Consider the following 23,963-nt stretch of genomic DNA (forward strand, 5'->3'; position numbering starts at 1 on the left):
TCTAGGTCTTTTTTTCACCTCGCATTTGGTATTGCACTTCATGTGTTAATCTAAGTAATTATTGGTTTATTCATTAGTATAGCGTAAAGCAAATATAAGTTTAGTAGCAAGGCGTTACGATCCGTAGAAAAAGGTTAATAGAAAATGATAATAACGTTTGATTGATACTTTATCGCCAGATTACTTAACGAGTAGAGCAAATCCTGAGCAGGGTTGTCAATAAAGTCTTCGCATCCCGTGGTAAAGTACACGGCTTAGCAATATATTCTGCAACTTGCAAATAAACATCATGAGCAAAGGTGCTGCTGCTGGTATCAAAATCCGCAAATAAATTGTCTTGTGAGACCTGAAAAGGTCGCCTGCATGCCAGAGTGAATAAACATTCTAGTGCTTGCGGCTTAATCTCAACGCGCTCAAAAGCCTGCTGTTGAGCCTCTGATCGGCCGTCTGCTGCATACCAGTAGCCAAAGTCAGCCAACTGTCTACGACGCTCACCTGCAATACACCAATGACTAATTTCATGTAGGGCACTTTGGAAAAATCCATGAGCAAACTCAATACGTGCTGGTTGGTTATTGTTAGCAGGAAAATATTCTGGCTCGCTATCACCGCGCACTAGTATGACTTGTTGATTGGCGAACAGAGTGTTAAACAGCTTTATGAGCCAGTCGGTTATTGCTTGTTCGCTGTCATCAACCAAGATATTTTTGGTTTGAGAAGTAAAAAATCTTTGCCATTGTATCGATAGCTGCTCCAACGGCTCACTTTTTTCAACCATTAGTCTATCATCAGGGTTTTTTATTCTGTTGTTTTCTAATTCCTGTAGATGTTTGAGTAACACCTCTGCATCAATGGCAGACAATAAGTTGGAAAAATCAGGATTAACAGCAGGCGATATCATAATTAAAATATTAACCCATTAAAAGATAAGTGACTGATGTGCTGTATAGATATAAGTAAATGATAAAATATAAGCACAAAATATAGTAACAAATAAGCGCCAAAAATAGTAACATACTCGCGCTAGTACCGCTCGGCGCTTTCCGTTAGTATGGCAGGCAATATTATACACCGTTTTGATGAATGAGGCCGCGCATGTCAAGCACTCCAGAAAATAAACCGTCAGCACTCGATGTTGATAATAAAGTAGCGCCTATCTCTACCAGCATGCCTGAGTTTATTTCTTTAGATAAATGGGCAGACACTGGTTATCAATGGGTAGGAGAGGTGGAACCGCGCTCTTTTCAACGTCTCGCTGCTATATTGACCACAGAACATGAGCAAGAAAAAATATCGCTCAATGCTGATTTGTATCGCCGCAACAATGTGTTGCACTTAGCGTTTACATTGACGGGTGATGTTTGGTTAACTTGTCAACGCTGTTTGCAACCAGTGGCAGTCGACTTGTCTGACGATTATGATATTGCGCTGTTAGAGGATGATAGCCAAGCGCGCTTAATCGATGATGAACAAGATTACTTATTACTCGATGAAATCATAACTGATCCGGCTCCAGAACGTCTATTGCCATTTAAAAAATTGGTAGAAGACGAAATATTGCTCAAAACGCCAATGGCGCCGAAGCACGATGATTGTGAAATGAGTGTTGAGCAATTTGGCGAGATTCCAGAAGAAGAAGAAAGCGAAAATCCTTTTGCCGCTTTAGCCTCACTCAAAGGCAAGCTATAATATAACAAGCTACAGCGTAATAGACACGCTATGGAGTATATTTATAGTGTCTTTTATCAGCTTTGTGCAGAAGAGTGAAGGCAGGGCTTTATTAATGCATGAAACATGCGTATAATGTCCGATTTATTGCATTCTAGCAACAAGTTACTTGCTGATAGAAGCTGACTGAGCAAATCTTTATAGGTTTTAGACATGGTCAGTACTTTATGTAGGTGGCAATCTATTTAACTAATGATGCTTAAGACTTAGGTTGTTGTGATTTATAGCCTCTGTCAGTATCGATGAAAGCTGAATTTTAAGCTTATCCCTTTTAAGTATAGGAGCTATATCATGGCTGTTCAAAAAAGTCGTAAAAGCCGTTCTCGTCGTGACATGCGCCGTTCACACCATCGTATGGAAGTGGCTGAGCTAAGCGTAGATGCTACCACTGGTGAAAAACATCGTCGTCATCATATGACTAAAGATGGTTTCTACCGTGGCCGCCAGTTATTCAAGGTCAGTCAAGACGTTTAAGTTACTGGCTAGATAATGGCTAATGTAAAATAATGATAGTACTAGTGACTATCGTTATTTTTGCATCGCTGTTATTAGACGGTAAGCTTTGAGTTAAAAAAAGCCAAGTTATTTCGCTATCATATATTATGTGGCTGGATAACTTGGCTTTTTGTTATTGGTTTTTATGGTCAATAATCCAATAGCTTTTAACGCCAGCCTTTATTAGCTATAAAAGTGAACCGACACAGTCTATCGGTTTATGCCTTGTTTTAACTCAAATAGCGTTTTGCTATACGCGTTTAATTTTCATTCACTATGATAATAGTGTGCGTCAGTGTATAGTTTACTGATAGTCCGTTTCTATTGATAAACAATCAAAGTAACGGCTTTGCACATGATCCAACAATTATTGTATTTAACAATTATTGTATCTAATAATATAATAAACCCCATTGTTTTTAGGGATATTTCCAATTATATAAGGAATATTGGTTATGGCCTCTGCACCCGATATGGTAAAAAACCAGCCTACACGTATTGCGGTAATTTTTCCTGGACAAGGCTCTCAAGTAGTCGCGATGACTAGCGAGCTTGCCGAAATCTATCCAGAGATTCGTGATACTTTTACTGAAGCGAGTGACGCGCTTGGTGAAGATTTATGGGTAATTTGTCAGGATGAAGAAAAGCTCAATCAAACTCAATATACTCAGCCCGCATTACTGACGGCGAGCATCGCGATTTGGCGTATATTAAAACAAAAAATAGATAATACGCCTTGTTATCTGGCGGGTCATTCTTTGGGCGAATATAGTGCTCTGTGTGCGGCTGGGGTGATATCGCTTGCTGATGCAGTAACATTGGTACATAAGCGCGGTCAGTTAATGCAAGAGGCTGTGGTGGGCGTGGATACTGCTATGGCAGCAGTGTTAGGACTTGAGGACCATCGGGTTGAAAACCTATGTGAGCAAGCGGCTGAACACGTCGATGATGCAGTGGTTGGCGCAGCCAACTTTAATAGCCCAGGACAGGTGGTCATATCCGGTAATGCGGCTGGTGTTAATGCAGTTATTGATAAAGTACAAAACACGGGCAAAAAATCGATCTCGTTAAAGGTAAGTGTACCATCACACTGTGCCCTTATGGCGCCTGCTAGCGACGCATTAGCTGAGATACTGGCTGAGATTCAGTTTGATCAAGCGACCATTCCTGTGATTCAAAATCGCCATGCGCGTGTTGAGACCAGTGCGGTAGGTATCAAACAGGCGTTGACCGAGCAATTAAGTGAGCCAGTATTATGGTCAAAAACCATGCAAGAGCTGGCTGACAAACAAGTTAATATTTTAATCGAATGTGGCAGTGGTAATGTATTAAGCAATTTGGCGAAGCGTCAAGCACAGCCAATTACTAGCTATCCTACTGATAAGCCTGCCCGTCTTGATAAGTTAATAGAGGTGTTATCATGAGCCGTACGATTACATTAGTGAGCGGTGCTAGCCGTGGCATCGGTAAAGCCGTCGCCAAACGTTTTGCTAAAGAAGGACATTTTGTCATTGGCACAGCGACCACTGAAAAAGGTGCTGAACTTATCGAAGACTATCTCCACGATAGCGGGGGTATCGGGCGCGTTTTAGATGTACGTGATACCGCACAGATTGATAAGTTGTTCGAAGAGATTGAGAGTGTCTACGGGGCGGTGCAAGTATTGGTCAATAATGCTGGTATCACCCAAGACGGCCTACTAATGCGCATGAAAGATGACGATTGGGATAATGTCATTGATACCAATTTGACGTCGGTTTATCGCATGAGTAAGCGCGCTGTACGCGGTATGATGAAAGCGCGCCGCGGTCGCATCATTAGCATCACCTCTGTGGTTGCTCAAATGGGCAATGCAGGTCAATCTAACTATGCGGCGACCAAAGCAGGTATAGAAGGATTCAGTCGCACTTTGGCCCGTGAAATTGGCTCACGACAAGTGACCATCAACTGTGTAGCGCCAGGCTTGATTGAGACTGATATGACAGATGAGCTCGATGAGCGCCTCCTAAATTCTATGTTAGATGCCGTACCAATCAGCCGCCTTGGTCAACCAGAAGACATTGCCGCAGCCGTACATTTTTTAGCCAGCGATGAAGCCAGTTACATCACTGGTGCCGTTATTCCAGTCAATGGTGGCATGTATATGTAAGTAACAAATCAGCGTTACATACTTATAATAAAAAACTGTGTGAACGAGTGTAAACTATAATAAAGGGTGCTATAATGACGGACACTTTTATGTCAAAGCCCTGTATGATAGCGAGGCTTTACTAGACATTAGTCAAAACGTATGACTGGTTATGAAGCACTCAAACGGCATGCTAATCTGAAAATCCCATTTTATATACTATGCCATAGCGTCTAATGACAGGGCTATGGTAATTCGTAAAATAATAGATCAAAAAGGAGAAATCTACATGAGTAATGATACCGAGCTAAGAGTTAAAGCTGCAGTAGCTGAGCAATTAGGTATGAATGTTGAAGACATCAACAACGACGCTTCATTTATGGAAGACTTAGGCGCTGATTCATTAGACCTAGTTGAATTGGTAATGTCATTCGAGAGCGATTTTGGCATCACTATTCCTGATGAAGATTCAGCAGAGCTGACCACGGTTCAAAAAGCAATCGACTATGTACAAGCGCAGCTATAACTAGCAACTTGCTCGACAGGTTCGATATAACCGCTTATCTTAGTAGATAGGCGGTTTTTTTATACCTATTTTTAACCAGGATAACGTATATAGTTAAAATACTTTAAAAACGTTACGATACTTCGGGTATAGTTTTTTGCAGCCTCTGTCTGCGTAGGCACAGCAAGCAAGAAAAAACGGTACCTGCAGTACGTGATGTAGCGATATTACTTCTCACTGATTATATTTATACGATTAATAATTGCGTTAACAGAAGCTACGCCAAGTCAACATTACTCAACATACTATTACTATCTACCTTATCTGCCTTTGTTTATACTAATAATGGTCAGTAAAAACAACGATGGTAAGTACGGTAAATAAAGACAATTACCATTGTATAATAATGATTGATAATAAATAACAATAGTTTAAGGAGCAATTATATGGGTATGTTTAGCTTTGCAAAAGACATCGGTGAGAAAATTTTCAATCGTGATGATGCCAAACATGATGCAAAATCAGAGACGAAAGCAGATGCCAATACGCCAGCACCAAGTAGTGAGCCTTCAGCGCAGTCAGTAGCCAATATCTTACTTCGCCGCATTCAGCAGCAAAATTTGGATATTAGTGAGCTAAAAATTAAATACAACGGCTCAACAGATACCGCAGAAATTAGCGGTAAGGCTAAAACCCAGGCAGATCGCGAAAAAGCGATTATCGCAATTGGTAACGTGCAGAACGTTGCTAAAGTAATTGATAATATCGATATTGAAGAAGATGCACCTGAATCTACCATGTATACAGTAAAGTCTGGTGACAACTTATCTAAGATCGCTCAGGAAGTTTATGGGTCAGCAAATGATTATACAAAAATATTTGAGGCCAATAAACCAATGCTATCAAGCCCTGATAAGATCTATCCTGGTCAAGTATTACGTATTCCTAAACCATAGGATTACTTTTGAACGTATAGAGATATAAACCTCTAAACACCTCATTATTTAAAATATGCATTGATAAAAAAGCCTCTTATATATAAGAGGCTTTTTTATTTTATAAACATCATGCTATGACTTAAGAATCTTTAGTTTATCGAGCTGCTCCGTTATTGCCCAGTTAATATGCTCATCAAGCATCTCGTTATGTATGCCTAGTTTTAATCGCAGTTGGTCAATTGTTTCCTCACTAGCACTGGCGTTGCCAAGTCCAATGGCAATATTGCGTAAAAAATTCACATAACCGGTGCGTCTGAGTGGGCTGCCTTCGGTCTTTTTCATAAATTCGGCTTCTTGCCATTGCCATAGTTCTAGCAAACTGCTGTTATCAAGGTTATGCCGTGGGGAAAAGTCTTCTACAGGCGTGATATTGGCATAGCGATTCCACGGACAGATGAGTTGGCAGTCGTCACAACCAAAGATACGATTGCCAATCGCACGGCGGTATTTGGTATCAATACTGCCATTGTGTTCGATAGTGAGGTAAGAGATACAGGCCGACGCATCGAGCTCATAGGGTGCGATAATTGCTTGAGTAGGGCAGATATCGATACAAGCGCTGCAACTGCCACAATGTTCCTTAACGGGCTCATCATCTGGTAGCTCAAGACTCATAAATAGCTCGCCAAGGACAAAAAATGAACCCGCTTGCTTGTTTATTAGCAAGGTGTGCTTTCCCGTCCAGCCAAGACCAGCCGCATCGGCAATAGGCCTCTCAAAAATAGGCGCTGAATCACTGAACGGTCTAAAGATAAAGTCCGTTTCAGTGGCAATATCTAGATGTTGCCACTCAGGAAGCATGGCTTCGATTGTTAATGCCAGTTTCTTCAGGCGACTGCGCATGGTTTTATGATAATCACGCCCTCTGGCATATCGCGCAATGATGCCTTGGTTAGGGTAATCATTATCTGTAACAGCGCGCGGTGTTGGTGCTTGGGTTAAATAGTCCATGCGTACGCTGATGATGGTTTTTGCGCCTTCTACCAGTTGTTCAGGGTGTGCACGCAGATGGTGATTGTTGTGCATAAATTGCAATTGCCCTTCATAACCTTTGGCTAACCATTTTTTTAAGTGTTCGGTTTGCTTAATAAATAAAGGGTGATGTACGGATAAGAAACCACAGTCAGCAAACCCTAAGGCTTGTGCTTGGTTCTTAATCCATTGCTTGACGTCTGCTGTGGTTGCAAACGTTAGGATGCCATTAACGGCAATCTTATTTTGATACACGCCGTCTGGTGAATTGGGTAAGTTTGTTTGAGGATTATTATTCATGTATGACAGTAAGCGTTAATGAGAATACCGTTATGATAAGCCAGTGAGCCAAGAGCGCAAGGGTCAAATCCAATAAAACTGCATTCATATTGATACATAAGTCAAAGTAAGCTTTTGCTAAGCTAATATGATTGAGAAATAATCAGATTTTAAAATTATATATAACAATATAACACGCCAATAAAAATACTAAAGGATTAGCCATGCAAGTACCAGCCTATTTATTAGCGAAACCAACCATGCCTGTCTCGCTGTATAGCAGCGAGCAGCTCTATACGATGGAGCAGGTGTGGTTTGCCCAAGGTCATGACAGCTTTAGCTTAATGAAGCAAGCGGCTTGGCAAATGTCGCGATATATTGAGCAGTTTTCTGAGCAACCACACACCAATGCCTCTTTTAAAAACAACGTTTATCGTCGTCATATTTGTCAACGCAGAGCTAGTGTTTGGGTTGGTAAAGGTAATAATGGCGGTGATGGTTGGCTGATTGCTTATTATTTGCAGCAAATGGGCTGGCAAGTGCAAATAGTTACTGTCGGTTTTGATAATCGCGATTTTGAGATAGGTAATAGCACGAATGATGCTCATAAAAACGGGCCTACATCTGATGCAGAAAAGGCTTTACAAGTAGCGCTATCTGCTGACTGCGACTATCAACGTTTTGAAGATAGTGCTTATAGTCAGGACAAACAAGTAGATAATTGGTCGCAAGCTGATGTTTATATCGATGCATTATTCGGTATTGGACTAGATCGCGCCCCTGTTGGTATTTATAAATTAGCAATTTGCGCGTTTAATAAGGTATCTCAACAACGTCATTCATTGGCCATTGCCGTTGATATTCCGAGTGGGTTGGTTGCTTCAACTGGAGAGGTGTTCGATCGTGTGGCAATACAGGCTGACGTGACTTTGTGCTTGATTGCTCGTAAATTCGGACTGCATACGAAGGATGGCATGGATTATAGCGGTGCGGTGATTGATATACCGCTGATACCTTATCAGGTAAATAGTAAGCCGTTACTACCAGTTGCTACCCTGATTAATACAGCGCATGGTTTAAACCCGCGTCGCCAAAACAGCTATAAAGGCAGCTATGGTCATGTGTTGGTCATCGGGGGCAATCGTGTCGATGGCTCACAAGGTATGGGCGGCGCAGCGATACTCTCTGCATCAAGTGCGATGGCAGCAGGAGCGGGTAAAATCACCGTTGCTTGCCATGAAGCTTTTCATGGAGCGCTATTAACTTCACTACCGGATGCAATGACCATCAATTTACATGACCAGAATGGCGTAAAGAATTTGATTAGGGAAGCCAGTGTGGTGGCTATCGGCATGGGGCTTGGACGTGACAAAAAGGCAGAAGCATTATTTATCAGCTATGTACAAACTGCCATAGCAGAGAAAAAACCAATAGTTATCGATGCCGATGGTCTCTATCATTTGGCGTCATTGCAGAGGGCTGGTCATAAACTAATAGCACAACTAAAAGAATACAGTGCTGAGTATCAGGTTCGTTTGACACCGCATAGTGGTGAGGCCGCTAGGTTGCTCGATAAAAAAGTACAAGAGGTGGAAGCCGACAGGTTGGCAGCGATAAAGCAGTGTGCGACTACTTATGGCGGTGATTGGGTATTAAAGGGTGCAGGGTCGCTAATTTTGGAGCAGAAAACAGCACAGCAGCATATCTATGTATGCGGAGTGGGCAATGCTGGCATGGCGACGGCTGGCATGGGCGACGTGTTATCGGGTGTGGTTGCTGGCTTATTGGCTCAGCAGGATTTAGAACAACAACCGCGCAGTTTGCACCAAGCGGTTGTTGTTCATGGATTGGCTGGAGATACGCTAGTCAATCAAATCAATAATAGCGACAATGACACGCTTTTAATCGGTCAACGCGGGCTACAAGCTCAGGATATGCCAGTAGCCATACGTCATGTGTTGCAACTAATCACTGATGACGGTTAGGTCGGGCTAGGTCGTAGTGCCATTACAGTATTGATTGATGGCTTGCTGCACACGCTCACGCTTAAGCTCAATTTCGCGGCCATCCAGATACTCACGTTTGCCATTGGCATCCATTTCATAGATACGGCCACCAACATTCAAGTTGGTCAGGTTATTACGTAGTGACTGGCAACGTTGGGCGTTTGCTTGTGTTTCTTGATCTTTAATACGTGCTTCTAGCTGTGCGACCCGCTGTTCTTCGGCACTTGGCGCATTGCTGTTTTGATTGGGGTCGGTTTTACCCGCCAGTTGTCCTGCGCTGCTCTGTCTGCCATCACTACGGAATTCTATCAGCTCAATATTTCTGCCATTTTGCGGAGAATGTTGGCTATATTTCACTTCGCCGTGCGCACCGATAGACTTATAAACTTGAACAGCATGGCTGGCATTCATTGATAGCATTAGCATACACGCAGTACCCATACTAATAAGTAATTTGGCAGCGGTGTTTATTGTAGACGCATATGCCATGGTAAAAATCCTCTTAATGAGTAAAAAAATATGTGTATAAATAGGTTAAGGATAATGGTTAATGCACTCGATTACAATATAAATACATTGTTGTTTGATTCTAGCAAATAAACCTTATGAATGCATATTGTTTAATAACCAATAGTTAGGGGTGGGCTTTAGAAGTTTTTCTTGACAATAGCTCACAAACCATCGAATATAATAGCAGTTGATTGGTCAGTGAGCGGCTTTTATGATATTGCCGTGGCACTTGAAAATGAGGACTACGGGTTGCTTATCAGTAGCTTGCTTAGTTTTATTTTCTTTGTGACAATAATCTAGATTAAATAGTCATTACTACGTTAGCTATAAAATCTGCATTTATTGTCTCCGGACTTATCCGTCTACAATGACTAATATAAACTTATTATTAATGTGTTTCGTAAGACTTTGCTGTTATAAGATAGAGTGTCATGGGTGTTGGTAACATTTGCTCGTTAAGCAGGTTATGTGATTTTGCGATCAAATAACGTGATATTAGCTTTGAGATTTTGTTTTAACATTCTGTGCTTTTCTATTTATTTTATTATAGCCGCAAGCTGGTATTCACTACAAATAATAAGCTTCTTTTAAAGATGCATTCGCATCTTGTCACTGTATATCGATAAACTCCTGTCACAAAGCTGACCTTGCATATATTTGCTATGTTTGAGTGGTATGCTGTCTGATAAAGCAGCACGGCTCAGATATAGTGGGCACACATTCTTGATAGGGACAAGGATTAGCAGTCATTTTGATGAGACAAACAACTATGCATGAATACCGTTGTTTTCTTTTATCAGATAGTGCGATTCCTTGCCATAAAAAAAGGTGATGACAGTGACGCAAACCACGCAAAGTCCAAACATGACTGGACATACCCAAACGGGTAATGCCGCCAAAAATTTTGAAGAAAAGCAACAACGCCTTGCTGAAGGTAATGAGCAACCGGTGATGCTATCGGGTGCTGAGATGTTGGTGCAATCACTGACTGATGAAGGGGTCAAATATATTTTTGGCTACCCAGGCGGTGCCGTTCTTCATATCTATGATGCTTTGTTTCAGCAAGAAAATATTGAGCACATTCTCGTGCGCCACGAACAAGCTGCGGGTCATATGGCAGATGCTTATTCACGCGTGACGGGTAATACCGGTGTTGTTTTGGCAACATCAGGTCCTGGAGCAACCAATACCGTGACTGCTATCGCCACGGCATTTATGGACTCAGTACCGATGGTGGTAATCTCGGGTCAGGTGCCGAGTAGCCTAATCGGTGAAGATGCTTTCCAAGAAACGGATATGGTCGGCGTATCACGGCCTATCGTTAAACACAGTTTTCAAGTTCGCCATGCCAGCGAAATCCCTGCAATCGTCAAAAAAGCCTTCTCTATTGCCCAATCTGGACGCCCAGGCCCTGTGGTTATCGATATACCAAAAGATATGACTGCGCCAAGCGAAAAATTCGCTTATGAGTATCCTGAAGAGGTGTTTATACGCTCATATCAGCCGTCATTAAAAGGTCATAGCGGTCAAATTAAAAAAGCGGTGGAGACTTTATTGGCCGCTCAACGTCCTGTGATCTACGCTGGTGGCGGTGTGATTTGGAGTAAGGCGCATGAAGAGCTTACTGAGCTTGCCCATCGCTTGAACTTGCCAGTGACCAACACCCTAATGGGATTAGGTACCTTCCCTGGTTCTGATGGCCAGTTCTTGGGTATGCTCGGTATGCATGGCACCTATGAAGCCAATATGAGTATGCACCATGCCGACGTTATTTTGGCAGTCGGTGCGCGTTTTGATGACCGCGTGACCAATAACGTCAAAAAATTCTGTCCTAATGCGACCATTATCCATATCGATATTGACCCTACCTCTATCTCAAAAACTGTTTTTGCCCATATTCCTATCGTAGGCGATGTGAAGTCAGTATTGACAGACATGTTAGATATTATCAGTACCGATAAAGCGCTCGATCAACATGCACTGCTTGATTGGTGGTCGCAGATTGAAGAGTGGCGTAAGCGTCATGGCCTGCGTTATGATACCAGTACCGACAATGGCATCAAGCCACAAGCGGTCGTACAAGCCTTAGATAAAGTGACTAATAGTAATGCTATCATCACCAGCGACGTCGGTCAGCATCAGATGTTTGCCGCTCTTTATTATACTTATAATGAGCCGGGTCAATGGTTGAACTCAGGTGGTTTGGGCACTATGGGTGTTGGCTTGCCGTATGCAATGGCAGCAAAACTTGCCAATCCTGAGCGCGATGTGGTTTGTATTACCGGTGAAGGCTCTATTCAGATGAATATTCAAGAGCTGTCAACGTGCTTGCAATATAATTTGCCTGTCAAGATTTTGAACCTCAACAACGCGCAGTTGGGTATGGTCAAGCAGTGGCAAGATATGCTGTATGAAGGTCGTCATGCCCAGTCTTATATGAATTCTTTACCAGACTTTGTAAAATTGGCCGAAAGCTATGGTCATGTTGGCATCAAGATTACTGATCCTGCAACCATGGAAGCACAGTTGGCTGAAGCCATGGCGATGAAAGATAAGCTAGTATTTATCGATGTTTATGTCGATCGTAACGAGCATGTGTATCCAATGCAAATCGCTGGACAAGCAATGCGTGATATGTGGTTAACAAAAGGGGAGCGTACCTAATGCAACAACAACATCTGATTTCGGTATTGATGGAAAACGAAGCGGGTTCGTTGTCGCGGCTAGTCGGCTTGTTCTCACAGCGTGGCTACAATATCGAAACCTTAAACGTCGCACCTACCGATGATCCAAGCATTTCACGTTTGACGGTAACCACCATTACCTCGCCTGAAAGGATTGAGCAAATCACCAAGCAATTGCATAAATTGATTGAAGTGGTTAAAGTGCTAAACCTAACAGAGAACGTACACGTCGAGCGTGAACTGATGCTTATAAAAGTACGGGCTACCGGTGGCGTACGTGAAGAGATTAAACGTAGTGCAGATATTTTCCGTGCACAAATCGTTGACGTAAATTCTAATTTATATACCATCCAAATCGTTGGTGACAAAGCCAAGCTTGATGGATTTATCGATGTGATTGGTCGTGAACGTATTATGGAAGTAGTACGCTCAGGCGTGATTGGTATCGCCCGCGGTGATAAAACGCTAAGCTTATAACAGCGTTCATTACACAGTTATTTGTATATCAAGTATTTGCACATATTGTATTCAAAACTATTTATTCAAAACTTAACATAGCGCTTATTTTGCCAGTCACTTTAGTACAGTGACTGTAATCTGAGTGTTTATTTATCCATGGCACGCCATGATTCAGGAAAAGGACTCTATTTATGAACGTTTTTTATGATAAAGATTGTGATCTATCAATTATCCAAGGCAAAAAAGTTGCTATTATCGGTTATGGTTCACAAGGCCATGCGCACGCGCTGAACCTACAAGATTCAGACGTCGACGTCACCGTTGGTCTACGTGCCAACTCAGGCTCATGGAAGAAAGCTGAAAACGCTGGTCTAAAAGTTGCTGAAGTAGAAGAAGCGGTAAAAGCCGCTGATGTCATCATGATTTTAACGCCTGATGAGTTCCAAAAAGAGCTTTATAGTGACGTGATTGAGCCGAATATCAAGCAAGGTGCTACCTTGGCTTTCGCTCATGGTTTTGCCATTCACTACAACCAAGTAGAGCCGCGTAGCGACCTTGACGTCATCATGGTTGCCCCAAAAGCACCGGGTCACACGGTTCGCTCAGAGTTCACTAAAGGCGGTGGTATTCCAGATTTGATCGCCATCTATCAAGATGCATCAGGTCAAGCCAAGCAATTGGCGCTATCGTATGCGGCTGGTGTTGGTGGTGGTCGTTCAGGTATTATCGAAACTACCTTTAAAGATGAAACAGAAACGGATCTATTTGGTGAGCAAGCAGTTCTTTGTGGCGGCGCAGTAGAGCTGGTAAAAATGGGCTTTGAGACGCTAACAGAAGCAGGCTATGCCCCAGAAATGGCTTACTTTGAGTGCCTACATGAGCTAAAGCTTATTGTTGACTTGATGTATGAAGGCGGTATCGCTGACATGAACTACTCAATCAGTAACAACGCTGAGTACGGCGAATATGTGACTGGTCCTGAGGTCATCAACGAGCAGTCACGCGAAGCCATGCGCAATGCCCTAAAACGTATTCAATCTGGTGAGTACGCGAAGATGTTCATCTCTGAAGGCGCAACCAACTATCCATCAATGACGGCGCGTCGTCGTAACAACGCTGAGCATGACATCGAACTGACTGGTGCCAAGCTACGTGGCATGATGCCTTGGATTGGTGGTAACAAAATCATCGATAAAGACAAAAACTAAGTCGATATTGAACCATATAAACTTAGTTAGTCCAAAAAAATCCCGCGTTATCATACGATAGCGTGGGATTTTTCATGGACGATATTTGATAAGTGTTTTCGTCATTGGCTGTCTATTCGGGTTGAAAATCAATAATAGCTACCCAATATAGGCAGGCGTCATTGTATTCATTAACGGTTTACGCAAAAAAGCAGTTGGCGTTATTCTCGCGTATTGTTAAACCATCAGTACAAATGATGCTCCCATCTTCTTTTTTTAGATTACAGGTTGTGTGTTGTGCAAATATCTTATCCTGACTGGCTAACGCCGCAATTCGTGTATATTACTCTTAGCGCTGTGGTGGCCGTTTTAATATGGATAGAAGGGGAGATGCTCAAAAAAACCGATGGCAAACTACCCCAATCTAAATTCTTCAAAGTCAGCTCTCTTCTAGATACGCTCTGGTTCTTTATTTCTGTCGTCATGTTATATGTGCTTGACCTGACACCGCTGGCGGTCACAGTACCTGCTGCCTATGGTATTTATACCACTTTTGGCTGGATATATGGCACGCGACTGTTAAAACGCAAAGGTATTCCAGATTCTCCTAAAGATTTGGTGATACCTCCTAAATACATTGCTTATAGCCAGTCATTTTCGTTGATATTTTTTGCGCTGTGTTTATTGGTATTAAGTGCACCGTGGTTACCAATCGCTCAATAAGCAGTTTGTAAGTAATAGCTAATTAGAGTTATTTAGTAGCATTGTTTATTAGCTAGACCCTTCTCTTTATATTTAGAAAAAATCTAAGCTGATAAAAACATCTTTTATATCAATGTATTGACGGCCTACTTGTTTACTTTGTCCACTTATAAAAATACTTTTAACTGTTTACAAAAATCATCAATTTACCCTGTTGCACTTATCAAAAGCTGCTATAATCAGCTTGTACCCGAAAGATTTAGGTCAAAATATTAAGGATTCCGCAAGGTAATTTAACAATTTTGATTGTTGCTTTTAGCAGAAGTTTATTTGGGTATATATCAATTAATCGGTGATGACACACGTCTCGCCAACAGTTAAAGAGTTAGGAAAATTTATGTCAGATAAAGTTGAAGGCACTGTAAAGTGGTTTAATGAAGCTAAAGGTTTTGGTTTTATCGCTCAAGACAATGGCGGACAAGACGTATTTGCTCACTACAGCGCTATCCAAGGTAACGGTTTCAAAACCCTAGCCGAAGGCCAAAAAGTGTCTTTCATCTTAGGTGATGGCAAAAAAGGCCCACAAGCTGAGCAAATCGAAGCTATCTAATCTCACTTAATATTAAGGAAGCTGATTTTTCAGTTAACTTAATAATAGTCAGATTATTAATACGCATTGATTACTTTGTTTGTTAAAACAATAAAAATACTGTTTCGACTTTAAAAAAAAGCAACCTCTCATCAGGTTGCTTTTTTTATGCCCTTTCATCTTTCGTTGAGAGAAGGAAGCATATAATACCATTCACAAAAATTAGAGTGGCAAGGAAAACGAGTGTAAGTACTACGCTTTGTAGACTAAACGAGTTTGACGCAGCTAATCTTACTTTTTGGGTTTGGTATAAGTTTATTCATTCAATAAAGACGTAGCAAAGTAAGGTCACTTTATGCAGTGGGAGACATGGTTTTCGATTGATTCGCAGCAAGTGCTAGGGATTTCTTTATCTGCCATAGGGTTTTATCTGGGTTTGATGGTGTTCACACGCCTGATGGGGTTGCGCAGCTTCTCTAAGCTCTCAAGTCATGACTTTGCGATGACTGTCGGTATTGGTAGCATACTGGCTTCCACGGTACTGTCAGATACCCCTTCCTTATCTCAAGGTTTATTTGCTGTTGCTGTGCTGTTTGTGATTCAGGGTGTTATTTCGATTATTAGACGTAAAGTTAAGCCATTTAAGTCTTTGATAGACAATCAGGCCATAATACTGATGGCACACGGTGAGTATCTTTGGGATAATTTAAAAGAGGCTAATTTGAGTACCAGTGATGTGCAAGAAGTGCTGCGCAAGAACGGTATCAAATCTAAAGCTGAAGTGTTTGCCGTAATTATGGAAACCACTGGTGATATGAGCGTTCTAAAAAGTGACGGCGTAACGCCAGACTGGTCTTTATTCGATGATATACGGGATAGCGAGCTGCTGATTACGCCCAATAACAGCGCATCATAGTATTATAATATGGCTCAAACACTTTACTTAAATATACTCAAAGAGATAAATAATAACAAGGTATTAAGTGCGCAAAGGGCTAAGCGTGCTATAAAAGAGTAGAAGGTCAGTAATAATAGTAAGCGTAAAGTGCAAAATTGCGCGCTTATAAACTATTTATTATGGAATGGTGACAAATTTATGACGCATTATTCACGGCGTTGTCTTGACCTTATGTCTGTGCTCACGCAAGATATATGGGTCTGATAATAACGGTTGGCTTAGCTTTAGCAGGTAGTATTAATAGAGCATATAATATCACTATGTTTTTGGTGTTATTTTATTTTGCTTGATATTAACGATTTTCTGCTGCTGCAGTAACAACCCTAAGTAGCATTTTGAACGACAATTTGAACCACAACTTGAGAAACAATAAACCTTTGGTTCTTAATCGATAATTTCTTAACTGACAATTTTTAATTCATAACATTAATAAACGAGGAACGTATGAAAGCATTAGTAGCGGTCAAGCGTGTCATTGATTACAACGTAAAAGTTCGTGTAAAAGCTGATAACTCTGGCGTAGACTTATCTAACACTAAAATGTCAATCAACCCTTTTGATGAGATCGCCGTAGAAGAAGCGGTTCGTCTAAAAGAGGCGGGCGTGATTGATGAAATCATCGTCGCATCAATTGGTCCAAAAGAGTCGCAAGAACAAATTCGTGCGGCGTTAGCATTGGGCGCTGATCGCGGTGTATTAGTATTGACTGACGATAAGCCTTATCCATTACAAGTCGCTAAAATACTTAAGAATGTCGCTGAAGCTGAGTCTACCGATATTATCTTATTAGGTAAGCAAGCGATTGATGACGATAATAACCAAACCGGTCAAATGCTAGCAGCATTGATGGGTATCGGTCAGGGCACGTTTGCATCAGAAGTGAAAGTTGAAGGCGATAAAGTCAATGTGACTCGCGAAATCGATGGCGGCTTACAAACTGTTGCCCTTGATTTACCAGCGGTTATCACGACTGATTTACGTCTGAATGAGCCACGTTATGCTAAATTGCCTAACATCATGAAAGCGAAGAAGAAACCGCTTGATGAAAAAACGCCAGCTGATTTTGGTGTTGATATGGCCTCTAAGCAAGAGATTATTAAAGTTATGCCACCTGCTGAACGCAAAGCTGGTATTACAGTAGGTTCAGTGGACGAGTTGGTTGATAAGCTAAAGAACGAAGCAAAAGTAATCTAATACTTCGCTATGGCATATCATGTACAAGGTTATATATCTCAGTCGGTTGATTCAATGTTGGCTGAAAAATTGACCTTGTACACAAACAACCGCATGAATAGATAATACGAACAAATAAAGGATTAAAACAATGGCAATTTTGGTATATGCAGAACACGACAATGCCAGTCTAAAAAAGGCAACTTTGAACACCATCGCTGCTGCGAAACAAATGGGTGATGACGTCCATGTGTTAGTCGCTGGTAGTGGTAACCAAGCAGTCGCTGATGAAGCAGCAAAAGCGGAAGGCGTGAGCAAAGTACTGTTAGCAGACAATGCTGCTTATGAGCATCAGTTGGCAGGCAACGTGGCATTATTGGTCGCTGATATTGCGGGTGACTATAGCCATATCATCGCTGCCGCAACGACCACTGGTAAAAACTTTATGCCACGTGTCGCCGCTTTGCTTGATGTCAGTATGCTGTCAGAAATCTCTGCTGTAGTAGACACTCAAACGTTTGAGCGTCCTATCTATGCGGGTAATGCGACCGCAACGGTAAAAACATCAGAAGATAAAGTGGTACTAACCGTACGTACTACTGCTTTTGATCCAGTAGCAAGCGAGGGTGGTTCAGCCACTGTCGAAACAATCGACAATGTGCAAGAGCTTGGCAAATCAAGCTTTGTTAATGAAGAGATGGCCAAATCTGACCGTCCTGAATTAACCTCAGCGTCAATCGTTATATCTGGTGGCCGCGCTTTAGCAAACGGTGAGAACTTTACTAAATATATCGATCCACTAGCTGATAAATTGGGTGCAGCAGTTGGTGCATCACGCGCGGCAGTGGATGCTGGCTATGTGCCAAACGATATGCAAGTCGGACAAACAGGTAAGATCGTAGCGCCAGATTTGTATATCGCTGCTGGTATCTCAGGTGCCATTCAGCATTTAGCGGGCATGAAAGATTCTAAAGTCATCGTTGCTATCAACAATGACCCAGAAGCACCAATCGCTAGTGTTGCGGATTACTTCTTAGAAGCTGATTTGTTTGAAGCGCTGCCTGAGCTAACCAGCAAGGTTTAATTGCTTTTATTAAAATGAAATAGAAAAAGCCCGCTATTGTTGATAGCGGGCTTTTTTATATAAAAATAGTGCTGATTTAGTTGGCGGTATTAGCTATATAGTTAAAATACTTTAAAAACGCTACGATACTGCGGGTATAGTTTTTTTGCAGCCTCTGTCTGCATAGGCACAACAAGCAAGAAAAAACGGTACCTGCAGTACGTGATGTAGCGATATTACTTCTCACTGACTATAGCTTCTTTGGCGTAGCGTCTCATATAAGCATAGCGAGCCTGCAATCGCGACATTAAGGCTTTCTTGACCATTTGGTTGTGGCAGGGCGATAGGGGTAGCGCATTGCATTAGCTCGTCACAAACTCCTTGACCTTCATGACCCATAATCCAAGCGACTGGCTGCTTCAGATCATGCTGATAAATGACCGTATCGGTATGTGAGCTGGTCGCAAATAGCGGCGTTTGCACATGGTTTAAAATATCTTGTACCTCTAAACCTTCATATATAGTTAACGCAAACTGCGCTCCCATGCCCGCACGCAATGTCTTCGGTGACCAAGCTTGCGCCGTGGCACTGGTACAAAGTATGTTTTGGATACCAACGGCTGCGGCGGTACGTAATAGCGTACCGACATTGCCACTGTCTTGCACATCATTGAGAATCAGGCAGTCATTATTTATCATTGATAAACTAGGCGTTGGCACCTTAAGGATTGCCATGATATCAATACCAGTTCCCAAACTACGGATGCTTGCATAAAGCGCGTCGGTCAAAATCAAAATCGGTGTATAAGTTGGCAGGCGAGATAAGATTTGCTGAACTTCGGGATGCTGCTGAGCTGCCTCTGCAAGCAGTATCTGCACGAACGGATAATCACTACGTAGCGCTGCATCGATAAGATGGACGCCCTCGATTACCGTTTGTTCGTGTTTTTTGCGCTGGCGGGCTTGCGTCAATAGTGCTTTGACTAGCTTGACCGTTGTATTCTTATCTGAGGTAATAAGCTCGGTGGGATTTGCTACCATAATGGATCGCTTAGAGAAAAATATTAAGAATTTAAATGACCCACATAAAGTGTATTATATACTTGGCTTTGTGCGGGTCATTATCACAGTAGATAGGAGGGTTTATTTTTCAGCGTGAGCTAAATGTAGTTTTTTAACATAATCGACTTCGTTTCTGCTACCCAGCACCACAGGCACACGTTGATGAATATCGGTTGGCTCTATATCTAAGATACGATTGACCGCATCCGTTGCGCCGCCGCTCGCGCGCTCGATGAGTAAACTCATGGGGTTGGCTTCATACATCAAGCGAAGCTTGCCCGCTTTATTGGCATACTTGGTATCAAACGGATAAGTGAAGAGGCCACCGCGACATAAAATGCGATGCACGTCACCGACCATTGCAGCTACCCAGCGAGTATTGAAGTCTCGACCACGCACCCCTGTCTCGCCTGCGATGAGCTCGTCGATATACTGTTGCATTGGCGCGCGCCAGTAGCGATAATTTGAGGCATTGATGGCATATTCGCTGGTATCGGCGTCGATTTGCACATTGTCTTTTATCAGCACATACTCGTTCGTATCTGGGTCTAAGCTGAACATAACCACGCTATCAGTGATGGTCAGTGCTAGTACGGTAGAGGTGCCGTATAATAAATAGCCCGCTGCTTGTTGTTGATTGCCCGCCTGTAAAAAATCACTGTTTTCACTAACTTGACCTTGGCGCTGATACGGTAGAATGGAGAAGATAGTGCCAACGGCCATGTTGATATCGATATTGGATGAGCCATCAAGGGGATCAAATAACACCAAGAGACTGCCATCAGCATTGGCTGGGGTCGCATTATCGAGTTCTTCTGAAGCAACACCTGCACAATGCGTATTGTTTGCTAAAGCCTCTAATAGTAAGTCATTAGACAGCACGTCTAGTTTTTTTTGGTCTTCACCTTGTACATTTTGATTGCCCGCTTCGCCAAGGATATCTGCTAGAGCCCCTTTTCTGAGTAGTTGTGAGATGGTTTTACCGACGTCAGTGACGGTCGTAATGATATCGTTGAGCGCAGGACTGGTTGCATGGCTATTTAGATAATTTGCTAAGGTCGTCATAGTGCTTCCTAATAAATGACATGGATAGATAAATGGTACTGAAAGTAGAGGAATAGGTAATAATCAGAGAAAAGGAGTAAAGAGCATTAAACCATCTTAAACGGGCAAATTTTTAAATAGCCTGTATGGCATCTTTGTCCTGACCATAAAATCAGCTACACTATCGCTATTATTATTCATTGATGTTTTAAAGGGCTGATTTTTGATGGTGGTGCTCAAAATGGATGGGTATTATCCAACAGGACTACCGAGTCTATTTGGCATGGGGTAAATTGTAGCAAATAAGCGCCAAAATGTCCTCGTATCTGTGCGCATCTGCTATAAATGCTCGAATAAAGATGAATAAATGATTAATATAGACTCATATAAACTTAAAATACAGACAGGTCATTATGTCAAAACCTATCGATAGCCGTTCAACAGATACAATCTCACCGACTGATTATACAAAACTTGATCCCAATGTTATTCATCAAAAGCTCGATACATCGTTAAGTCGTCCACAGCTCAATAATGATGGTACGATTCGTCATTTTCTGGGCGTAGAAGGCCTTAACAAAGCACAGCTGCAAGCGATTATTGCTAAAGCCGAGACGTTCTTTGATGAGAATGGCCAGCTTATCAACCGCCCTGAACTTGAAGGCTACACGGTGATGAATCTGTTTTTTGAGCCATCGACTCGTACGCGTACTACTTTTGAAGTAGCAGAAAAGCGTCTGGGCGCCAATGTACTCAATATAGATATCGAACGCTCCAGTACCAAAAAAGGGGAGAGCTTGCGCGATACGTTATGGAATTTGCAAGCCATGACCGCAGATATTTTTGTGGTGCGGCATTCCGCATCAGGCGCGGCTCATTTTATGGCAACAGAAGTGACGCCAGATATCGCCATTATTAATGGCGGTGATGGCTGGCACGCACATCCGACTCAGGGTATGCTGGATATGCTGACCATTCACCGTGAAGCACCGCGTCCTTTTGAGGAGTTATCGGTAGCTATCATTGGCGATATCAAGCACTCTCGGGTAGCTCGTTCTGATATCAGTGCGCTGCAAACATTAGGGGTTAAAGACATTCGTGTCTGTGCGCCGCGCACGTTATTACCTAAAGGTATTGAGCGCTTTGGTGTGCAAGTTTATGAAAATATGAATGAATGTGTGACTGACTGTGATGTCATTATGGGGTTAAGAATACAAAACGAGCGTATCGGCTCACCACTATTGGCATCATCGAGTGAATATTATAAACACTATGGCATTACGCCAGAGCGCGTGGCATTGGCGAAGCCTGATGCGCTAATTATGCATCCAGGGCCGATGAACCGTGGGGTTGAGATTGCCTCCAGCGTTGCCGATGGCACCCAATCTGTGATTTTAAAACAAGTAAACAACGGCATTGCTATTCGTATGGCGGTGCTGGCACTGGCAATGGAAGGTCAACGCGCGCATCAAGCGACTGGTAGTTAATATTTGCCTAATATCTGGCCACCTTGTTTTATTCTTATTCACTCCATTTTATTAATACGGTAACAACGCTCATGACCACTATGATAAACACTGACGCTACGCTACTTAACTGCTTACCAAAAACCTTTCAAAGTGCATTGCCAAGTACAGTAACTGACAAACTGGCTAATCTCGAAGCAGGGCGAGAGATGTGGTTGCTGCCCCCATTGGTTGACTTGTGCGCCCGCTTGCGTGAACCGGGACAACAGCAGCATGGTACGTTGGAGTCAGAAGGGCGTGCTGCTCGTGCCAATGGCTTTTTGCATGTGGTGACGCCACCTGACACCAATCCTATCTTGGAAAATGGCTCATTATTAAAAGGCTTGCGTGAGCGCGCGCTTGATGATGGCGGCATTTATCTGCATATTTTAGGCGCATTGACTGCTGGGCTAGAAGGCGAACGTCCCTCTAATATTGCAGGGCTTAAAAAAGGCGGCTGTATCGCTGTCTCTAACGCTCGTAGACCTTTTAAGAATGATTTGGTACTCCTGCGCACACTAGAGTATGCCGCGACTTTTGGCATGAAAGTATTCTTTTATCCTGATGAGCCAAGTTTGTCTGGCGATGGCGTGGCGCACGAAGGCTATATTGCCTCCTATCATGGCTTGCAAGGTATTCCTTGGATTGCCGAAACGGTCGCTTTATCTACCCAGTTGTTAATGGTAGAAGAGACGGGTATCGCTGCTCATTTTAGTCAATTATCGTGCAAGTCTTCAATCGAGCTGATGCGCTGGGCCAAAGATAAAGGTTTGCCCGTGACTTGTGATGTGGCGATGCATCAGTTGTATTTGACCGATGACAACCTAGAAGGCTTTGATGCCCAAGCTTATGTGTTACCGCCACTACGTAGTAATACTGATCAGCAAGCGATTCGCCGTGGTCTAAAAGACGGCACTATCGATGCGATTTGTAGTCATCATGAGCCACTAAATAGCACGGCTAAAAAAGCACCGTTTGCTGAGAGTACTCCCGGTATCTCAAACTTTGATACCTTTATGGCGCTGGCGTGTCAGCTGGTGCAAGATGAGGTATTAACCTTAGAGCAGCTGGTTGATAAAATCTGCCTTAACCCTGCAAAAATCGCTGGTATTGACGAGCAATACGAAAGTATCGGTGGTGCAATATTGGTTGATCCCAACCTTGAATGGCAGGTGACCACCGAAACAATGCTGTCGAATGGCAAAAACACGCCGTTCTTTAACCAGCAACTACAGGGTCGCGTTGTGGAGACGTTCTTTGGCTAAATTGCCCAAACAGGATGACAGTCTGCCGTCAGATATGCAGGATAATAGTGCTGACATAAGCCAAAAAGACAAGCCGCACAGTACTTCCAGTGAGTCTATCAAAGCGGTAGCAATCTATGAGGTGGTCAAAGGGCTAGGCGCGGTATTAGGGGCAGTGGCTTTGTGGTCGTGGCATGGTGATCTTGAGCACTGGATCGCTACTGCCACCGCCTCTTGGCAACAATACTTCGGTCAGCTGTTGGCAGCGCAAGTTGATAGCGCAGTACGCATCGCCCAGCAGGCAAGCAGAAACTGGCCAGTATTTTTATTATTAATATGCGCTTATGCCAGTCTACGCTTTCTTGAAGCCTATGGCTTGTGGCAAGATAAAACATGGGCCTATTGGTTTGGTGTGCTGGGTTATGGGGTGTTTATCCCTATTGAGCTCTATTATCTTTTTGCTAGCCCGTTTGACTGGTTTAAACTTGGAATACTGGTCTCGAACATTTTTATCGTCATTGTGGTTTATCGTAATATGAAACGGAAGGGTCTGATATAGCGATTATTAAAAGAATTGAATATACATGAAAAAGCCAGCGTAAGAATACTATCTTATGCAGGCTTTTCTTTTAGGGCGTGTTGAATATTCGATCAATCAGCAGTGCCTATTTG

At 42.6% G+C, this 23,963-nt stretch carries 23 protein-coding genes; 18 read left to right on the forward strand and 5 right to left on the reverse strand.

Annotation, left to right across the window (positions count from 1 at the left end; all coding sequences use genetic code 11):
- Positions 1-184 precede the first annotated feature (184 nt).
- On the reverse strand, positions 185-901 hold the full coding sequence (locus EI162_RS07035; RefSeq protein WP_192523671.1) for an elongation factor P hydroxylase: 717 nt from the start codon (positions 899-901) through the stop codon (positions 185-187).
- A 194-nt stretch (positions 902-1,095) separates the two neighbouring features.
- Between EI162_RS07035 and EI162_RS07040 the strand changes: the two genes are divergently transcribed.
- From EI162_RS07040 to lysM, 6 genes are all read left to right on the forward strand, one after another.
- The gene (locus EI162_RS07040) at positions 1,096-1,689 is read left to right on the forward strand and encodes a YceD family protein (RefSeq protein ID WP_192523672.1); all 594 of its coding nucleotides are present in this window, start codon (positions 1,096-1,098) and stop codon (positions 1,687-1,689) included.
- A 330-nt stretch (positions 1,690-2,019) separates the two neighbouring features.
- Positions 2,020-2,202, forward strand: coding sequence for a 50S ribosomal protein L32 (gene rpmF / locus EI162_RS07045; RefSeq protein WP_192523673.1), 183 nt, complete (start codon positions 2,020-2,022; stop codon positions 2,200-2,202).
- 476 nt (positions 2,203-2,678) lie between these two features.
- Positions 2,679-3,647: an ACP S-malonyltransferase gene (gene fabD, locus EI162_RS07050; protein ID WP_192523674.1), complete on the forward strand. Its 969-nt coding sequence runs from the start codon at positions 2,679-2,681 to the stop codon at positions 3,645-3,647.
- Positions 3,644-4,372 carry a 3-oxoacyl-ACP reductase FabG gene (gene fabG / locus EI162_RS07055; protein WP_192523675.1) on the forward strand — a complete coding sequence of 243 codons (729 nt, stop codon included), beginning with the start codon at positions 3,644-3,646 and terminating at the stop codon, positions 4,370-4,372. Before fabD ends, fabG begins: the two co-directional genes overlap by 4 nt.
- 268 nt (positions 4,373-4,640) lie before the next feature.
- Positions 4,641-4,877, forward strand: a complete 237-nt coding sequence (acpP, locus tag EI162_RS07060) for an acyl carrier protein (protein ID WP_025652201.1) — start codon at positions 4,641-4,643, stop codon at positions 4,875-4,877.
- A 425-nt stretch (positions 4,878-5,302) separates the two neighbouring features.
- The gene (lysM, locus tag EI162_RS07065; protein ID WP_192523676.1) at positions 5,303-5,812 is read left to right on the forward strand and encodes a peptidoglycan-binding protein LysM; all 510 of its coding nucleotides are present in this window, start codon (positions 5,303-5,305) and stop codon (positions 5,810-5,812) included.
- 114 nt (positions 5,813-5,926) lie between these two features.
- On the opposite strand, the gene queG is transcribed toward lysM, so the two are convergent.
- Positions 5,927-7,126 (reverse strand): tRNA epoxyqueuosine(34) reductase QueG, encoded by a 1,200-nt coding sequence (gene queG, locus EI162_RS07070; protein ID WP_192523677.1) that lies wholly within the window; start codon positions 7,124-7,126, stop codon positions 5,927-5,929.
- 203 nt (positions 7,127-7,329) lie between these two features.
- Between queG and EI162_RS07075 the strand changes: the two genes are divergently transcribed.
- The gene (locus tag EI162_RS07075) at positions 7,330-9,090 is read left to right on the forward strand and encodes an NAD(P)H-hydrate dehydratase (RefSeq protein WP_192523678.1); all 1,761 of its coding nucleotides are present in this window, start codon (positions 7,330-7,332) and stop codon (positions 9,088-9,090) included.
- Positions 9,091-9,096: 6 nt separating this feature from the next.
- Here EI162_RS07075 and EI162_RS07080 read toward each other — a convergent pair whose 3' ends face one another.
- A complete protein-coding gene (locus EI162_RS07080) occupies positions 9,097-9,600 on the reverse strand; it encodes a DUF4124 domain-containing protein (protein WP_192523679.1) in 504 nt (167 codons plus the stop codon).
- A 972-nt stretch (positions 9,601-10,572) separates the two neighbouring features.
- On the opposite strand from EI162_RS07080, the gene EI162_RS07085 reads away from it, so the two are divergent.
- From EI162_RS07085 to EI162_RS07120, 8 genes are all read left to right on the forward strand, one after another.
- The gene (locus tag EI162_RS07085; RefSeq protein ID WP_225735175.1) at positions 10,573-12,285 is read left to right on the forward strand and encodes an acetolactate synthase 3 large subunit; all 1,713 of its coding nucleotides are present in this window, start codon (positions 10,573-10,575) and stop codon (positions 12,283-12,285) included.
- A complete protein-coding gene (gene ilvN / locus EI162_RS07090) occupies positions 12,285-12,782 on the forward strand; it encodes an acetolactate synthase small subunit (RefSeq protein WP_192523681.1) in 498 nt (165 codons plus the stop codon). Before EI162_RS07085 ends, ilvN begins: the two co-directional genes overlap by 1 nt.
- A gap of 173 nt (positions 12,783-12,955) precedes the next feature.
- Positions 12,956-13,972, forward strand: a complete 1,017-nt coding sequence (gene ilvC, locus EI162_RS07095) for a ketol-acid reductoisomerase (RefSeq protein ID WP_192523682.1) — start codon at positions 12,956-12,958, stop codon at positions 13,970-13,972.
- A gap of 276 nt (positions 13,973-14,248) precedes the next feature.
- Entirely contained in the window at positions 14,249-14,674 is a 426-nt protein-coding gene (locus EI162_RS07100; RefSeq protein WP_192523683.1) for a hypothetical protein, read from the forward strand.
- Positions 14,675-15,050: 376 nt separating this feature from the next.
- Positions 15,051-15,263: a cold-shock protein gene (locus EI162_RS07105; RefSeq protein ID WP_057758834.1), complete on the forward strand. Its 213-nt coding sequence runs from the start codon at positions 15,051-15,053 to the stop codon at positions 15,261-15,263.
- Positions 15,264-15,597: 334 nt separating this feature from the next.
- Positions 15,598-16,158 (forward strand): DUF421 domain-containing protein, encoded by a 561-nt coding sequence (locus EI162_RS07110; RefSeq protein WP_192523684.1) that lies wholly within the window; start codon positions 15,598-15,600, stop codon positions 16,156-16,158.
- A gap of 486 nt (positions 16,159-16,644) precedes the next feature.
- The gene (locus tag EI162_RS07115) at positions 16,645-17,394 is read left to right on the forward strand and encodes an electron transfer flavoprotein subunit beta/FixA family protein (RefSeq protein WP_192523685.1); all 750 of its coding nucleotides are present in this window, start codon (positions 16,645-16,647) and stop codon (positions 17,392-17,394) included.
- A 130-nt stretch (positions 17,395-17,524) separates the two neighbouring features.
- Positions 17,525-18,457 carry an electron transfer flavoprotein subunit alpha/FixB family protein gene (locus EI162_RS07120; protein WP_192523686.1) on the forward strand — a complete coding sequence of 311 codons (933 nt, stop codon included), beginning with the start codon at positions 17,525-17,527 and terminating at the stop codon, positions 18,455-18,457.
- A gap of 222 nt (positions 18,458-18,679) precedes the next feature.
- On the opposite strand, the gene EI162_RS07125 is transcribed toward EI162_RS07120, so the two are convergent.
- Together EI162_RS07125 and EI162_RS07130 are read right to left on the reverse strand one after the other, a co-directional pair.
- On the reverse strand, positions 18,680-19,477 hold the full coding sequence (locus EI162_RS07125; RefSeq protein ID WP_192523687.1) for a TrmH family RNA methyltransferase: 798 nt from the start codon (positions 19,475-19,477) through the stop codon (positions 18,680-18,682).
- 102 nt (positions 19,478-19,579) lie between these two features.
- A complete protein-coding gene (locus tag EI162_RS07130; protein ID WP_192523688.1) occupies positions 19,580-20,563 on the reverse strand; it encodes a class 1 fructose-bisphosphatase in 984 nt (327 codons plus the stop codon).
- A 392-nt stretch (positions 20,564-20,955) separates the two neighbouring features.
- Between EI162_RS07130 and EI162_RS07135 the strand changes: the two genes are divergently transcribed.
- The 3 genes from EI162_RS07135 (at position 20,956) to EI162_RS07145 (ending at position 23,850) form a co-directional block, all read left to right on the forward strand.
- Entirely contained in the window at positions 20,956-22,029 is a 1,074-nt protein-coding gene (locus tag EI162_RS07135; protein WP_192523689.1) for an aspartate carbamoyltransferase catalytic subunit, read from the forward strand.
- A 71-nt stretch (positions 22,030-22,100) separates the two neighbouring features.
- A complete protein-coding gene (locus EI162_RS07140) occupies positions 22,101-23,312 on the forward strand; it encodes a dihydroorotase (protein WP_192523690.1) in 1,212 nt (403 codons plus the stop codon).
- Positions 23,305-23,850, forward strand: a complete 546-nt coding sequence (locus tag EI162_RS07145; RefSeq protein ID WP_225736924.1) for a DUF2127 domain-containing protein — start codon at positions 23,305-23,307, stop codon at positions 23,848-23,850. Before EI162_RS07140 ends, EI162_RS07145 begins: the two co-directional genes overlap by 8 nt.
- The last annotated feature ends 113 nt before the right edge of the window (positions 23,851-23,963 follow it).

The organism is Psychrobacter sp. FME6, from assembly GCF_014861365.1.
Lineage (GTDB): Bacteria > Pseudomonadota > Gammaproteobacteria > Pseudomonadales > Moraxellaceae > Psychrobacter.

Bases quoted from the DNA above. Each gene is read 5' to 3' on its own strand.
- EI162_RS07075 (WP_192523678.1), top strand. From the start codon at position 7,330: ATGCAAGTACCAGCCTATTTATTAGCGAAACCAACCATGCCTGTCTCG.
- EI162_RS07140 (WP_192523690.1), top strand. From the start codon at position 22,101: ATGACCACTATGATAAACACTGACGCTACGCTACTTAACTGCTTACCA.
- acpP (WP_025652201.1), top strand. From the start codon at position 4,641: ATGAGTAATGATACCGAGCTAAGAGTTAAAGCTGCAGTAGCTGAGCAA.
- fabD (WP_192523674.1), top strand. From the start codon at position 2,679: ATGGCCTCTGCACCCGATATGGTAAAAAACCAGCCTACACGTATTGCG.
- EI162_RS07120 (WP_192523686.1), top strand. From the start codon at position 17,525: ATGGCAATTTTGGTATATGCAGAACACGACAATGCCAGTCTAAAAAAG.
- EI162_RS07125 (WP_192523687.1), bottom strand. From the start codon at position 19,477: ATGGTAGCAAATCCCACCGAGCTTATTACCTCAGATAAGAATACAACG.
- EI162_RS07040 (WP_192523672.1), top strand. From the start codon at position 1,096: ATGTCAAGCACTCCAGAAAATAAACCGTCAGCACTCGATGTTGATAAT.
- EI162_RS07105 (WP_057758834.1), top strand. From the start codon at position 15,051: ATGTCAGATAAAGTTGAAGGCACTGTAAAGTGGTTTAATGAAGCTAAA.
- fabG (WP_192523675.1), top strand. From the start codon at position 3,644: ATGAGCCGTACGATTACATTAGTGAGCGGTGCTAGCCGTGGCATCGGT.
- EI162_RS07080 (WP_192523679.1), bottom strand. From the start codon at position 9,600: ATGGCATATGCGTCTACAATAAACACCGCTGCCAAATTACTTATTAGT.
- EI162_RS07110 (WP_192523684.1), top strand. From the start codon at position 15,598: ATGCAGTGGGAGACATGGTTTTCGATTGATTCGCAGCAAGTGCTAGGG.
- rpmF (WP_192523673.1), top strand. From the start codon at position 2,020: ATGGCTGTTCAAAAAAGTCGTAAAAGCCGTTCTCGTCGTGACATGCGC.
- ilvN (WP_192523681.1), top strand. From the start codon at position 12,285: ATGCAACAACAACATCTGATTTCGGTATTGATGGAAAACGAAGCGGGT.
- lysM (WP_192523676.1), top strand. From the start codon at position 5,303: ATGGGTATGTTTAGCTTTGCAAAAGACATCGGTGAGAAAATTTTCAAT.
- EI162_RS07135 (WP_192523689.1), top strand. From the start codon at position 20,956: ATGTCAAAACCTATCGATAGCCGTTCAACAGATACAATCTCACCGACT.
- EI162_RS07130 (WP_192523688.1), bottom strand. From the start codon at position 20,563: ATGACGACCTTAGCAAATTATCTAAATAGCCATGCAACCAGTCCTGCG.
- EI162_RS07085 (WP_225735175.1), top strand. From the start codon at position 10,573: ATGCTATCGGGTGCTGAGATGTTGGTGCAATCACTGACTGATGAAGGG.
- EI162_RS07115 (WP_192523685.1), top strand. From the start codon at position 16,645: ATGAAAGCATTAGTAGCGGTCAAGCGTGTCATTGATTACAACGTAAAA.
- queG (WP_192523677.1), bottom strand. From the start codon at position 7,126: ATGAATAATAATCCTCAAACAAACTTACCCAATTCACCAGACGGCGTG.
- EI162_RS07035 (WP_192523671.1), bottom strand. From the start codon at position 901: ATGATATCGCCTGCTGTTAATCCTGATTTTTCCAACTTATTGTCTGCC.
- ilvC (WP_192523682.1), top strand. From the start codon at position 12,956: ATGAACGTTTTTTATGATAAAGATTGTGATCTATCAATTATCCAAGGC.